Source organism: Parafrankia sp. FMc2 (assembly GCF_041008525.1).
Taxonomy (GTDB): domain Bacteria; phylum Actinomycetota; class Actinomycetes; order Frankiales; family Frankiaceae; genus Parafrankia.
Map to the genome: position 1 here is coordinate 214,094 of NZ_JBFLUG010000001.1, position 12,833 is coordinate 226,926.

Annotated in this window: 15 protein-coding genes; 4 read left to right on the forward strand and 11 right to left on the reverse strand. The window is 72.5% G+C overall.

Annotated features, from left to right (window positions below; all coding sequences use genetic code 11):
* The first annotated feature begins 51 nt into the window (after positions 1–51).
* A complete protein-coding gene (locus tag AB1460_RS01000; RefSeq protein WP_368958607.1) occupies positions 52–414 on the forward strand; it encodes a DsrE family protein in 363 nt (120 codons plus the stop codon).
* A 146-nt stretch (positions 415–560) separates the two neighbouring features.
* Complete coding sequence (locus AB1460_RS01005) at positions 561–809, forward strand: hypothetical protein (RefSeq protein ID WP_018638585.1); 249 nt, start codon at positions 561–563, stop codon at positions 807–809.
* A 17-nt stretch (positions 810–826) separates the two neighbouring features.
* Here the strand turns inward: AB1460_RS01005 and shc are convergent, their stop codons facing one another.
* From shc to AB1460_RS01055, 10 genes are all read right to left on the reverse strand, one after another.
* Positions 827–2,884 carry a squalene--hopene cyclase gene (shc, locus tag AB1460_RS01010; RefSeq protein ID WP_368958608.1) on the reverse strand — a complete coding sequence of 686 codons (2,058 nt, stop codon included), beginning with the start codon at positions 2,882–2,884 and terminating at the stop codon, positions 827–829.
* A 169-nt stretch (positions 2,885–3,053) separates the two neighbouring features.
* Complete coding sequence (locus tag AB1460_RS01015) at positions 3,054–3,764, reverse strand: TetR/AcrR family transcriptional regulator (RefSeq protein ID WP_420497153.1); 711 nt, start codon at positions 3,762–3,764, stop codon at positions 3,054–3,056.
* A gap of 338 nt (positions 3,765–4,102) precedes the next feature.
* Positions 4,103–4,402, reverse strand: coding sequence for a DUF1416 domain-containing protein (locus AB1460_RS01020; RefSeq protein ID WP_368958610.1), 300 nt, complete (start codon positions 4,400–4,402; stop codon positions 4,103–4,105).
* A gap of 2 nt (positions 4,403–4,404) precedes the next feature.
* Positions 4,405–5,238 carry a sulfurtransferase gene (locus tag AB1460_RS01025; RefSeq protein ID WP_368958611.1) on the reverse strand — a complete coding sequence of 278 codons (834 nt, stop codon included), beginning with the start codon at positions 5,236–5,238 and terminating at the stop codon, positions 4,405–4,407.
* Positions 5,235–5,654: a DUF4395 domain-containing protein gene (locus tag AB1460_RS01030; protein ID WP_368958612.1), complete on the reverse strand. Its 420-nt coding sequence runs from the start codon at positions 5,652–5,654 to the stop codon at positions 5,235–5,237. Before AB1460_RS01030 ends, AB1460_RS01025 begins: the two co-directional genes overlap by 4 nt.
* Before the next feature lie 243 nt (positions 5,655–5,897).
* Entirely contained in the window at positions 5,898–6,473 is a 576-nt protein-coding gene (locus tag AB1460_RS01035) for a TlpA family protein disulfide reductase (protein ID WP_368958613.1), read from the reverse strand.
* A gap of 140 nt (positions 6,474–6,613) precedes the next feature.
* Positions 6,614–7,381 (reverse strand): DUF2993 domain-containing protein, encoded by a 768-nt coding sequence (locus AB1460_RS01040; RefSeq protein WP_368958614.1) that lies wholly within the window; start codon positions 7,379–7,381, stop codon positions 6,614–6,616.
* Complete coding sequence (locus tag AB1460_RS01045; protein WP_368958615.1) at positions 7,378–8,601, reverse strand: hypothetical protein; 1,224 nt, start codon at positions 8,599–8,601, stop codon at positions 7,378–7,380. The genes AB1460_RS01040 and AB1460_RS01045 overlap by 4 nt, the downstream gene beginning before the upstream one ends.
* 105 nt (positions 8,602–8,706) lie before the next feature.
* Positions 8,707–8,961, reverse strand: a complete 255-nt coding sequence (locus AB1460_RS01050; RefSeq protein ID WP_018638593.1) for a MoaD/ThiS family protein — start codon at positions 8,959–8,961, stop codon at positions 8,707–8,709.
* A 9-nt stretch (positions 8,962–8,970) separates the two neighbouring features.
* Positions 8,971–9,951, reverse strand: a complete 981-nt coding sequence (locus AB1460_RS01055) for an alpha/beta hydrolase (protein ID WP_368958616.1) — start codon at positions 9,949–9,951, stop codon at positions 8,971–8,973.
* An 85-nt stretch (positions 9,952–10,036) separates the two neighbouring features.
* Between AB1460_RS01055 and AB1460_RS01060 the strand changes: the two genes are divergently transcribed.
* Both AB1460_RS01060 and mshD read left to right on the forward strand, forming a co-directional pair.
* Positions 10,037–10,777 carry a response regulator transcription factor gene (locus tag AB1460_RS01060; RefSeq protein ID WP_026311287.1) on the forward strand — a complete coding sequence of 247 codons (741 nt, stop codon included), beginning with the start codon at positions 10,037–10,039 and terminating at the stop codon, positions 10,775–10,777.
* 527 nt (positions 10,778–11,304) lie between these two features.
* Positions 11,305–12,318 (forward strand): mycothiol synthase, encoded by a 1,014-nt coding sequence (mshD, locus tag AB1460_RS01065; RefSeq protein ID WP_368958617.1) that lies wholly within the window; start codon positions 11,305–11,307, stop codon positions 12,316–12,318.
* On the opposite strand, the gene AB1460_RS01070 is transcribed toward mshD, so the two are convergent.
* Positions 12,282–12,671 (reverse strand): STAS domain-containing protein, encoded by a 390-nt coding sequence (locus AB1460_RS01070; protein WP_368958618.1) that lies wholly within the window; start codon positions 12,669–12,671, stop codon positions 12,282–12,284. The genes mshD and AB1460_RS01070 overlap by 37 nt on opposite strands.
* Positions 12,672–12,833: the final 162 nt, after the last annotated feature.

Consider the following 12,833-nt stretch of genomic DNA (forward strand, 5'->3'; position numbering starts at 1 on the left):
ACCCGGGCGGGCCTGGCCGCACGGCGCGTGCGGGGCGGGCAGACTGGGCTCGTGACACGATCGCTTGTCGTCAAGGTGACCGCCGGCTCCGACGCCCCGGAGCGCTGCTCCCAGGCCTTCACCGTGGCCTCCATCGCCGTGGCCTCGGGGGTGGATGTCTCCTTGTGGCTCACCGGCGAGTCCGCCTGGTTCGCTCTTCCCGGCCGGGCCGCCGAGTTCACGCTGCCGGAATCCGCCCCGCTGACCGACCTGCTCGACGCCGTCCTGGCCGGCGGCCGGGTCACGCTCTGCACGCAGTGCGCCGCGCGGCGCTCGATCGGCCCGGACGACGTGATCGAGGGCGTGCGCATCGCCGGTGCGGCGGTGTTCGTCAGCGAGGCACTCGCCGACGGCACCCAGGCGCTCGTGTACTGACATTCACCCGGACATCACGCCGGGTTGCACATACCCGGCGCACATGCGCGAAGCGTGGGACGCCCTGCTGCACGTACGCAGCGGACCACTGACAGCACACGACCTGGCACGTTCTCCCGGCCATCGGGATGCGCTTTCATGATCGCATGATGCCGGAGTCCGAGATGCTCTTCGCCGTGGTGCAGTTCGAGGGAGCGGGCCGGCGCACGGTCCGCCGGGTGGTCGCGCCGTTTCCGGACCGCAGCGCCGCGGCCACCTACGCCACCGACAACGACCTGCGGCACTTCACCGTGGGCCCGATGGCCTTCGCTGTCCCCACCAGCATTCCGTTCGACGTGGCAGCCGGCGCCGCCCCCGCCGGCGACCTGCCCGCCCCCCGGGAGGCACCGCGGTAGCTCCGGTCCTGTGGCCCCTACCGGCTCGTGCGCAGGTAACGGCCGAGGGCGAGAACCGGCCAGAGCAGCCGGTAGCCGTTGTAGTTGAGGTAGAAGTCCCCCGGGAAGCCGGTGCCGGTGAACTCGTCCTCGTCCCAGCTGCCGTCCGGTCGCTGCCGGTCGGCGAGCCAGCCGCCCGCCCGGCCGAGTGCGGCGGAGATCTCGGCACCCGGTTCCGCCGCGAGGAGCCCGAGCATCGCCCACGCCGTCTGCGACGCGGTGGACGTCCCCCGGCCGACCCACTCCGGATCACCGTAGGACAGCAGGTCCTCGCCCCAGCCGCCATCGGGGTTCTGGTGGGACAGCAGCCACCGCGCCCCCCGGCGCACGGCCGGGTGGGCCGGGGCCATACCGGCGGCGACCAACGCGGGCAGCACCGCACCGGTGCCGTAAAGGTGGTTCACCCCCCAGCGGCCGAACCACGACCCGTCCGCTTCCTGGTGATCCAGCAGCCAGGCCACCCCGCGCTGGGTCCGGGGGTCGTCGGCGAGGCCCAGGTCGGCGAGGGCCTCGACGATGTGGGCGGTCACATCCGCCGACGGCGGATCGGTCAGCGCGCCGAAGTCACCGAACGGGATCTTGTAGACGAGCGTGCTGGTGTTGTCCGAGTCGTAGGCCCCCCAGCCCCCGTCGCCGGACTGCAGACCGAACAGCCAGGCCACGGTGCGGTCGGCGGCGGCCTCGACCCGCTCCGGCTCGGGATGGTTCACCCGGCGCAGGGCGAGGAGCACCTCGGCCGTGTCGTCGGTGTCCGGGTAGGTGTCGTTCTCGAACTCGAACGCCCAGCCGCCCGCGGGCAGATCCGGGTGGTTGACCCGCCAGTCGCCGCGCCGCTCCCGGATCTCCTGGCCGAGCAGCCAGTCGACCGAGCGGAGCAGGGCCGGGTCGTCCGCCCCGATCCCCGTCACGGCGCCCGCCTCCGCGAGCGCGTTCACGGCCAGCGCCGTGTCCCAGACCGGGGACTGCGAGGCCTCGACCATCCGTGCCCCGTCGGGCAGGGTGACCGTGTAGGCCTCCAGCGCGTCGAGCGCGGCCGCCAGCACCGGGTGCGTCAGGTCATAGCCGAGCAGCCGCAGCGCGATGATCGAGTACACGGCCGGCGGCTGGATTCCCCCGAAGCAGCCATCCGCCTCCTGGCGCTCGATGATCCAGCGTTCGGCTGTCCGCAGCGCGTGCCGACGCAGCGGGCCGATCGGCCGGTGGTGGTAGCGGTGCAGCCCGGCGTCGACCCAGCGGAAGACGTCCTTCCAGCCGATCCTCCCGATCCCCGCTCGGGCCGGCGCGGTGGAGGACGGGGTGGACGGCGCCGGAATGGTCCCCGGCCGGTCGGGCGTGGCCTCCTCGGCGTAGAGCTCCGCCAGGTCGAACGGTGCCGGGCGCACGGGGCGCAGCGCGAACACGACCGTGAGCGGGACGATCGTCTGCCGGGCCCAGGAACCGAACGCGTAGATGCTGAGCGGCGCACGGGCCGGCAGGAGCAGCATCTCGGGCGGCAGCACCGGCAGATCCTCCCAGCGCCACCAGCCGAAAAGCGCCAGCCAGACCCGGGTGAAGACCCGCGTCGCGGGAATTCCGCCATGCCGGCGAATCCAGTCCGCGCAACGTTCCATGTGCGGGGCGGACGGTTCGTCACCGGCCAGACGCAGCGCTATGTAGGACTCGACCGTGATGGAAAGCTCACCGGGGCCGCCGAAATACTGCGGCCACGTGCCGTCCGGCAGCTGGCGGGAACGGATGAAACGGGCCGAGGCGTCGGTGACCGGCTCCGTGCGGATACCGAGGAACTCGCGCAGCAGCAGGTCCTCGGCGTCCATCGTGGTGTTGCTTTCCAGGTCGAACTTCCACCAGCCCGCCTCGTCCTGGCGGGAAAGCAGGTGGTCAACGGCCCGACGCAGGGTTCCGACCAACGGATCCCCGCTGTCGCGGGCCTCGGTGCCCGCGGCGGCCCGACTGGGGGCGGTGCCGCCGACAGCCTGCGCGGGAATGGAGTGCCGGGACCTCGTGGCGGACTCGGGCGCTGGCACGAAAATGGACATGGGAAGCTCGCGCACCCTTTCCTGCGAATGCGGCTGCGGAACCAGCCTGCGTCTGAAGTTGAACGCTGGGTCCACCCGGCGGGCCCACCGACCCGTACGACGACACGTCCACCTCGGTTCATGGCCCGTCCCGAAACGGATCGATAAGACAGGGTCGACCGCGGAAGACTCAGGGGCTCGAACAGATCCGGTCGAGACATGTCTCGACGACGACGAGAAGCACCGACAGATCCGTACTACCCGAGCCGCACCAGAAACGGATGGCGACCTGGATGGCACTGAGAAAGCGGACGACGGTCAGCTGAGCGTCCAGCTCGGCGATGGGCGCCGGAAACCTCGCCGTCGGCCCCGCCGCGGAGGCGGCGAGCGCTTCGGGCGTGTCAGGTATGTCAGGCGGCGGCTCGGCGCAGGCCCGGGGCTCGTTAACCGCCCCGTCGTTGTCGACGAGCTCCATCGCCAGTCGGTCACCGATGACGATGAGCCTGCTCAGCACCGCACCGGCGAGTGGTGAGGCCTGCTCGCTCGGCAGGAGCTGGTCGGCGTAGTGCCGCAGTGCCTGGCCGTCGGGCGACATCAGCGCCCAGGCACTCATGGCCGCGGCGCGCAGGGCGGCCAGAGGTGGTTCGTCCGCCGGCCGGCGGCGCAGTGCCGCGACAGTCAGATCGCCCATCTCGTCCAGCGGTGCGAGCGCGATCGCCTCCTTCCCGGTGAAGTAGCGGAACAGCGTGCGCACCGACACGTCCGCGCCGGCGGCGATCTCCTCCAGGGTCGTGGCCTCGAAGCCCTTCGTGTGGAACAGCTCGTGCGCCACCTCGATGATCGTCTGGCGGGTGCGCCGTTTCTTCCGTTCGCGCAGACCCTCAGCCCGATCCGCCACCACGCCGTCTTCCCCTCAGGCCGGTCCGGACGGCCACCCCTCCCGACACCCGTTTCATACCGGGAGGATTACGACCATCCAGACATCTCCGTCCAAGTCGAATATACGCCTGCGATGGACAAGTGTCACCTTGTGACAGTTTCCCGACTCTGGCCCGGCTGCCGGGCGACCCGGCGATCCGGCAGCCCGGAGGCAACGAGCCATGGCGTTGGAGACGGTCCCGCGACGGAAGTGGGGCGGAGCGGAGGCCTGGTGGTGCGGGAGAACGAAACGGCCGGGTTCCGGGGAGAGCGCTCTCCCCGGAACCCGGCCGTCGTCAGGCGCTCAGGCCTGCGTGCTGATCAGGCGGCCACGTCGACCTGGGTGTCGACCGGCTCGCCCTGGCGGGCGACGACCTTGCGCTCCCCCGTCGCGCCGGGCACGAGCGCGCGCACCGTCCACTCGCCGGGCCGCGCGAAGAACCGGAACTGGCCGGTGGCCGACAGCGGCACCTCGGCGGTGAAGTCACCGCCGGAGTCGAGCAGGCGGGCGTATCCGGTCGACACCGGCTCACCATCCCGAACGACGACCCCCTGGATCACGGTCTCCTTGGCCACGTCGATTCCCTCCACCGATGGTCCGCCACGGGTAGCACCACACATGATCAGGCGCCCTTCTCGATCGGCACGCCGACGAGCGAGCCGTACTCCGTCCACGAACCGTCGTAGTTCTTGACGTTCGCCAGGCCCAGCAGCTCGTGCAGCGCGAACCAGGTGTGGGCGGAACGCTCCCCGATACGGCAGTAGGCGATGGTGTCCTTCGTCAGGTCCACGCCGGCCTCCGAGTAGAGCGCCGTCAACTCGTCGTTCGAGCGGAAGGTGCCGTCCTCGTTCGCCGTCCTCGCCCACGGGATGTTCTTCGCCGTCGGCACGTGCCCGGGCCGCTGCGACTGCTCCTGCGGCAGGTGCGCCGGGGCGAGCAGCCGGCCGGAGAACTCGTCGGGCGAGCGGACGTCCACCAGGTTCTTCTCGCCGATGGCGGCGATGACCTCGTCGCGGAACGCGCGGATGTCGGTGCGCGCCTCCGCGGCGGTGTAGCTGGTCGCCGGGCGCGGGGTGACCTCGGCGGTCAGCTCGCGGCCGTCCAGCTCCCACTTCTTGCGGCCGCCGTCGAGCAGGCGCACCTGGGGGTGGCTGTACAGGACGAAGTACCAGTAGGCGTAGGCGGCGAACCAGTTGTTGTTGCCGCCGTACAGCACGACGGTGTCGTCGTTCGCGATGCCCTTGTCGGACAGGAGCTTCTCGAACTGCTCCTTGTTCACGAAGTCACGGATCACCGGGTCCTGCAGCTCGGACTTCCAGTCCAGCCGCACGGCACCGGGGATGTGGCCCCGGTCGTAGGCCGACACGTCCTCGTCGACCTCGACGAGGACGACCTTGGGGTCGCCTGCGTGCTCTTCCACCCAGGTCGCGTTGACCAGCGCGGTCTCGCGGCTCATGCGCGTACTCCCTTCGCGGTGATGGAACGTAGGACGAGATACATGTGGCACCCGAGGCAGAGCCCGAAGACCGCGTTGAGGAAGGCGGCGGCGAACGCGAACGCGGCGAGCGTGTAGCCGAGGGCAGGCACCCCGGCGAGAAAGCCGACCGCCCCGACGAGCGTGAACATCAGGCCGACCGTCTGCGCGAACCGCGGCGGCGCCTCGGCCTCCCTCTCGGCCGGCGGACCGAGCCGTGGCCGGATCAGGTAGCGGAAGACGAGCCCGTACGGGGCGTGGTGGATCCCGGCGAGCGAGCCCACAGCGAAGACCACGGCCTGCGCAAGCAGGACCCAGGGGCTTCCCGTGAGGATCGCGGCGGCGAGCACGACGACGGTGACCGCCGCGGCAAACCGCGGCCCCCGTGGGTCCACCATGACGCTGCTCTCCTGACGTGGGACGGTTGCGGGCCGACGGCGGTTTCGGGCAGCCGGACGGGACCGGGCACGCCCCGGAACGGCTGGGAACACGGTGGACGAGGGCGGGGACCTACGTCAGCGCACGGTCAGGAAACGCAACACAGGCAGCTGCGGACGCGGCAGAGATCGACCGCGCGGCGTCTGACCAGCTGGGTGTCGCACATGGTGCGTGTCACGGTAGCAGCGAACGTCACAGCTGTGTTAACCCTTACGCGACAGATCCACCGAATCACCATCTGGGCCCGACTGTGGATCTCCTGGGAAGATCTCACCCAACGAGGCCAGGGTGGCGATCACCGCCGCCCGCGTCGGCGGCGCACCACTCGCCCGGCGAACCTCGGTGCCCGAACTGTCGAGGACGAGCACGGTCGGGGTGCTGCGGACCGCGAGGCGCCGCACCAGCTCCAGGTGCGACTCCGCGTCCACCTCCACATGACGTACCCCGGGCACGACCGCGGCGACCTCCGCCAGCATGCGCCGGGTGCTCCGGCACGGTGCGCAGAAGGCCGTGGAGAACTGCAGCAGCGTCGCGACCTCGCCAGGCACCTGGCCGAGCGCGGCCAGCTCGCCGGTGAGATCCCGCCCGTCCGCACTCATGGGATCATCCTCCGCCGCACCGCGCCGGCCGGGAAGACGTGACCACACTCCACTGGGACCTCCGTGCCGATCTCCCCGCCCGCCCGGCGCGGCGCGGAACCCGCCGCCCCGGCGCGTGGTCACCAGACCGATCGCCGTCGCCGCGAGAAGCGCCGCCAGCAGAACCCACAGCCCGGTCATGCGAGGTGCAGCGCCGCGACAGTACCCGGAGCTTCCCGCCCCGCGGAATCCCACCGAAGGCACTCGAAGCAGGAACCCACCGTGACAGCGGATCGCCCGCCGGAACGTCCGGGTGCGGCGACGTCGAGGGTGCGACGACGTCAGGGTGCGACGGACCCGCCGGTCGTCACGCCCGTCGCCAGGTTGGGGTCGAGCAGGACGTCACGGCCGCCGGCCGTGAAGGTGAGCCGGTCGGGCCCGACCACGGCGGACCGCAGCGCCATGTTGAACGGCAGCCCGGTGATCGGCACGCGAATGGTCAGCAGGGCGCGGACGGGCTCCAGCAGCTGCGGCGGGATCACCACCCCGAGGCTCGCGGTGAGGTCCCGCGGGGTGAAGGTGACAGAGTCCGCCGAGACGCCGATGTCGGCGGTACCGGACACCGGGTACCTCGTGCCCAGCACCTCCGCCGTCCCGGCGACCTGGATCCCCTGGTCCGCCGCGCTGACCTGGACCTGGGGCTCCTGAGTCGCCAGGTAGGCGTTCAGATCGGCGAAGGTCAGGTCGACCTGGGCGTCGACCCGGTCGACCGGCACCTGATCCACCTGGTCACGCAGGACGTCCGACAGCGGGAGCCGCACACCGGCGAGCTGGGCGCCGACACGGTCGATGCGGACGCCGTCCTGCTCGTAGCCGCGGACCTCGATGTCGACGTCGCGGTACCGGCCGGCGGCGACCTGGGTCAGGAACGGGAAACCACCAAGGGACACATCCGGCCGCTCGGCCAGGTTCTGCGAGGTCTGTGCCCGGGTCGCGATCTGGTCGGCGACCACCCGGGCCGCCACCCGGTCGAGGACCCCGAGCACGATCAGCGCCAGAAGGATCGTCACGAGGAAGATGACGAGGCCGCGCCGTGCGCCCCGGCTCATCCGGGAAGCTGCCGACCGACGAGGTAGACCATCGGCGCGGCCACCGCGAGTGGGATCAGGACGCCGAGCAGCAGCCCCGCCCCGGCACCCGACCAACGCCCGACAGTGACACCGACCGCCCCGGAACCCGCCGGAAAACCGGCCGGCAGACCGGCCGCCGATGCCGACGCACCCGACGCGGACACGGCCAGCGGAACGGCCGCCGGCACGACGGGCGGGGACCCGGCCGGCAACGCCGGCCCGACCGGGATCGCGCAGGCGGCCGCGACCGCTCCGGCCGCGGCGAGCGCGGCGGCGGCGGGGACGCCGAGATCTGTCAGGCCGCCGAAGACGGCGCCCGCGCCGGTGCCGGCCGCCGCCCCGAGCATCGCGCCCGCCAGAGCGCGGAGCCGGAACCGGCCCGCGGACGCGGCCGCGGGCGCGGCAGGTTCGGGCGCGGCAGGTTCGGAGGCGGTGGGTCCGAGAAGGGCGATCACCGCGCGGCCGACCAGGACAGCGGTGCCGGCGCCAAGCAGACCCGCGATCACCATGCTGTCGGTCGGATGCTCGGCACCCGCCTCGGCCCGCAGCACGAGGAAGCCGGTGAGGAACGCGGCGATGGTGACCCCGCCCAGGGCGGCCGCCATGTCGCCGCTCACCCGGTCAGCCGCCCGCGGGGGCCGGATGACCGCCTGCGCGGCCGGATGCGGAGGCACGAGGGTCGGATGCGCCGGAACCGCGTCATGGTGCGCCGACACAGCGGCGACACTCCCGCTGGGCGGACCAGCCCCGCCCGGGCGCTGGCGCCGGGCCAGCTGGTAGAGCACGGTGACCGCGAGGGACACCCCGACGACCCCGGCCACCGTGCCGATGCCGTTGTCGTCGTAGCCGTGGCCGCCACGCCCGTCGCCATCGCCGCCGGGCCAGAGCACCGCGAGATCGCCCGCCAGCGCGCTCGCCACCACGAGGGCCACGGTGCCCGTCGAGGCCCCAAGCACCCGCGCCCAGGCCCAGGCGAGCGAGGACTGGGCGGCGAGCAGCACACCCGCAAGCGCCCACGGGCCCGCGACAGCGGCGAACGAAGCGCCGGTGACAAGCGCGGCGATCGCCGCACCCACCGCCGCCGAGCCCAGCAACGCGGGACCGGGCCCACCAGGGACCGGGGGCGTGGCCGTGCCGGCCGGCCGGGCCGTGCCCGGCGAGCCGGACACTCCGGGCGAACCGGGCTCGGGTCTAGGCACGGCACCATGCTGCCACGGGCGATCGTCCGTGGAACCAGGGCCCGGTGTACCCGCACGTGTCCCGTCGTCGACCGCTTCGCGCAGGCATCCGCCGGCACCCCATGCTCATCCCCCCGCGAACGGGGGTAAGACCTCGACCACCGCGCCCTCCCGCAGCGGCACGGTGGCCGGGTCACGGCGGCCCACCGGCTCGTCGTCCAGCAGGAACGCGCACCTCCGCAGCACCGTGGCGAGCCTCTCGCCCCGCCGGTGGGTGACCTCGTCCAGCGCGCCGGCGAGGGTGGCGGCGTCCACCGGCTCCTGTTCGACGCCGGCCGCCTCACGGGCCCCGGCCCAGTACCTGACCACCACGCGTGCCACGGCCCGACCTCACTCCTCGCGTTCGTCGTGCTCCTTGTGCCCCGTCGGGAACATCCGGCCCGGCGCCGGCCTGCCCCGCCCGGCCGGCGGGAGCCCCGTCTCCCCCGCCCACCGCCGCGCGCAGTCGGCCCATTCCGGACGGCCGGCGAGCAGATCGGGCAGGTGCGCCCCGATCCGGTCGACCAGGCCCGGGACGACCCCGGCCTCGGCGTGCCCGAAGCCGGGAACCAGCCACAGCTGCGCGGACGGGCCGGCCGCCGCGGCGAGCGCACGCGGATGTTCCTCAGTGAAGTACGTATCCCGGTCGCCGTGCACGATGAGGAGAGGGGTCGGTGCGATCCGCCCGATCACCTCGACGGGTGAGGGCGGGACGGCCGGCCATGCCTGCGCCGCGATGCGGACCCCGAGGGCGAGGCGGGCGGCGACCCGGCCGGACGCCGTCTCGGCGAACCAGTGCACCCGCCGCATCGGCGCCGTGTCGCGGACGAACCACCGGCTGGCCGCGCTGACGGAGACAACCGCGTCAGGACGATGCCGGAGCCGATGCCCGTGCACCGCCACCCCGGATGAGGCCAATCCGGCATGCCGGACCACAGCGGCACCACCCATGGACCACCCGAGAGTGACCACCTTCCGGTAGCCGAGGCGACGTGCCTCACCCACCGCAGCATCCACGTCGAGGACCTCGCGGTCCCCGAAAGTGCACGTGCCCGTCGATCGACCGTGACCACGCAGGTCCATCGACAGCACACTCACGTGCCGACGCAATTCCTCTGTTACAGCACGCAGCGCCGGCCGCCCGATCGATCCGGAGAAGCCGTGGGCGACGACGGCGCAGACGGCGTCCGGGTCTGTCACCACAGGAACACGATTCCGCAGCTCCGTGGCCAGGATCTCAGCGTCTGCGGTGGGAAGAAGTCGATAGACAGTAGGAGCGGAGTAGGGCACTCCGCTATCCTCCCCACAGACCGGTACTCGTTTCATGCCCATGACGGTCGTGGAACGTGGGACACCGGAGACAAGGATCGCCTGGGTCGACGCTGCCCCAACACACACCGCACCTGGAGGAGCCGTCTTGAGCGTCGTCCTTTTGCTCACCAACGCCCCCGGTCCGTCGGCCGAGTCCTTCCCGTCCCTTGGCCTCCTCACACACACGGTCCGTGTCGCGCCGCTGGAGGCAAGTGCACTGCTCGACGCACCCCCGGTCGATGTGATCGTCGTCGACGGCCGCCGCGAGCTCGTCATCGCGCGGGGCCTGTGCCGCCTGCTGCGCACCACCGGGCTCACCACGCCGCTGCTCGCCCTCGTCACCGAGGGCGGCCTCGCCGCGGTCTCCGCGGACTGGGGCGTCGACGACGTGGTGCTCGACAGTGCCGGGCCGGCCGAGGTCGAGGCGCGGCTGCGGCTGGCCATCGGCCGGGTCGCGGCGGCGGGCGGCACCGCCGAGGCCGGAGTGATCCGGTCGGGTGACCTCTCCGTCGACGAGACCACCTACTCCGCCAAGCTGCGGGGGCGTCCCCTCGAGCTCACCTTCAAGGAGTTCGAGCTGCTCAAGTACCTCGCGCAGCACCCGGGGCGGGTCTTCACCCGGGCGCAGCTCCTGCAGGAGGTCTGGGGCTACGACTACTACGGAGGCACGCGGACGGTGGACGTGCATGTCCGCCGGCTGCGCGCGAAGCTGGGCCCCGAGCACGAGGCGATGATCGGAACCGTCCGCCACGTCGGCTACAAGTTCGTGGCTCCGCCGATCTCGCCGCTGCCCGAGTCCGCCAGCCGCATGGACCGCGACGACATCCGCTCCCCCGAGCGCGTCTGACCGGTCCGCACGTCGCGTCGCGGTTCCCGCCACACGCGGCGCGCACCCCGCACGGACAGTACGGCGGCGTATCCGAGGTTCTCCCCCGGATGCGCGTACCTGGAGGGTCCGGTGGCCGTCGAGAAACGGTTGCCGGGCCCTCCCGGCATGTCCGGGCCCGTCGGGGCCCGGCCGCCCGTCCAAGCCTGTCTGCGCCCGTCTCCGCCCGTCCGCGCCCGGACGGGCCGCCCAGGACTCACATGTCCGTCACGCACAGCGATACGCTCCGGGGCGGCGCCCGCCGCGAAACCTGCCGGTGACCTGGCGAGATCGATCCGGCCCTGGGCACGCAGGTCCCACGGCACCTCCGGGGCGGCCCCTCGCCCACGCTCGTCACCTTGACGTCCGTCCGCAGGGCTCCGCGGGCCGGGGGCTGATGGCCGGGCGCGGCCCCGAGCCGCGCCCGGATGCCCGCCGCGTCAGATGAGCGCATGCGGACGTCCCCGAACCGCGCCGAACGACCCCACCGGACCCACTAACGTCGACGGATGACCTCGCTGAGCTGGCTCCGCGCACTCGACGCGAACGATGTGGCCGCCATCAACGACCTGCTGGCCGCCGCCGAGCGCGCGGACGGGAACGGCGTGTCCGAGGATGTCCGGCTCACCCTCCGCCCGGGGGCGGCGGCCAGTGGCGCGGGGCACCTGGTCGCGTGGGAGGGATCGTCCGTGGTGGGGTTCGCCGCCGTGGGCGGTGATGCGGCGGAGCGCCAGGCCGAAGTGGTCGTCCACCCGGATCACCGGCGTGCCGGAATCGGGACGGCGCTCGTCCGCGAGCTTTCCCGGGCGACGGATGGCCCGTCCCACCTGAACATCTGGGCCCATGGGGATTCACCGGCCGCCGCCGCGCTGGCCGGACGTACCGGTTTCGAGCGAGCGCGGGTACTCCTCCAGCTGCGCCGGCCCCTGCTCCCGACCGCCGCCCCGGGAGCGGGGCCCGGAGCCCTGGCCAGCGGAGATGATCTCCCCGAGCCGGTGCTGCCGGCCGGGGTGACGCTTCGCACGTTCGAGGTGGGCCGGGACGAGGCGGCCTGGCTGGCAGTCAACGCCGCGGCGTTCGCCACCCACCCCGAGCAGGGCCGCTGGACGTCCGATGACCTCCGTGCGCGCGAGGCGGAGCCGTGGTTCGACCCAGCCGGCTTCTTCCTCGCGGAGCGGGACGGAGACCTGGTCGGGTTCCACTGGACGAAGGTGCACCCCGACGACCCGACGCCGACGCCGACGCCGGGCGACCGGCCGCCCGGGGCCGGGCAGGGCCCCGCCGGCCCGATCGGCGAGGTCTACGTGGTCGGGGTGGCCCCGGGCGCGGCGGGAACGGGCCTGGGCCGGCTTCTCACCGTCGCCGGCCTGCGACACCTGCGCGGGCGCGGCCTCGGCACGGTGATGCTCTTCGTGGACGAGGACAACGCGCCCGCCGTGCGGCTGTACACCGGCCTGGGCTTCCACCGGCACATCACCGACGTCTCCTACCGGCGGGCGACCCCGGGCCGCGGGCCCGCCTGACCCGCGAGACCCCCACGGGCCTGGACGGGCGCGACCGAACCGTGGTCGATATCGATCACGGTGGTCAGGTTCGTCACGTCGAGCAGGCGGTAGGCGTTCTCGTTGAGGTTGCGCAGCACCAGCCGCCCGCCGGCGGACCGCTGCCGCTGATGCGCGTAAAGGATCACGGCCAGCCCCTGGGAGTCGAGGAAGCTGACCTGCCGGAGATCGACGATGATCTCGCGGACTCCGGCGATCCGCGCATCAAGCAACGCCTCCCGCAGCGGCTCCAGGGACGAGTAGTCGATCTCGCCTTCCGGGTGCACGACGACGGCGTCTCGACCTGTCACTTCCACACGCACGCTGGGGACCATGGCTCCGGTCGGCCGCGACGACGGTGCGAGGCGGGAAGCCCGGCCGGCCTGCCTCCCGCGGCGCCACGCGCTCCGGACAAGCGCGGTAATGCAGCCTCTACCCAGGGGGTATCGAGCTCACACCGAAGCCAGGTCATGGTTTTTCCGGCATCGGGCTTTCCG

Bases quoted from the DNA above. Each gene is read 5' to 3' on its own strand.
- AB1460_RS01040 (WP_368958614.1), bottom strand. From the start codon at position 7,381: ATGAGCCGGGGCGCACGGCGCGGCCTCGTCATCTTCCTCGTGACGATC.
- mshD (WP_368958617.1), top strand. From the start codon at position 11,305: ATGACCTCGCTGAGCTGGCTCCGCGCACTCGACGCGAACGATGTGGCC.
- AB1460_RS01070 (WP_368958618.1), bottom strand. From the start codon at position 12,671: ATGGTCCCCAGCGTGCGTGTGGAAGTGACAGGTCGAGACGCCGTCGTC.
- AB1460_RS01055 (WP_368958616.1), bottom strand. From the start codon at position 9,951: ATGGGCATGAAACGAGTACCGGTCTGTGGGGAGGATAGCGGAGTGCCC.
- AB1460_RS01005 (WP_018638585.1), top strand. From the start codon at position 561: ATGATGCCGGAGTCCGAGATGCTCTTCGCCGTGGTGCAGTTCGAGGGA.
- AB1460_RS01030 (WP_368958612.1), bottom strand. From the start codon at position 5,654: ATGGTGGACCCACGGGGGCCGCGGTTTGCCGCGGCGGTCACCGTCGTC.
- AB1460_RS01035 (WP_368958613.1), bottom strand. From the start codon at position 6,473: ATGACCGGGCTGTGGGTTCTGCTGGCGGCGCTTCTCGCGGCGACGGCG.
- AB1460_RS01025 (WP_368958611.1), bottom strand. From the start codon at position 5,238: ATGAGCCGCGAGACCGCGCTGGTCAACGCGACCTGGGTGGAAGAGCAC.
- AB1460_RS01020 (WP_368958610.1), bottom strand. From the start codon at position 4,402: ATGTGTGGTGCTACCCGTGGCGGACCATCGGTGGAGGGAATCGACGTG.
- shc (WP_368958608.1), bottom strand. From the start codon at position 2,884: ATGTCCATTTTCGTGCCAGCGCCCGAGTCCGCCACGAGGTCCCGGCAC.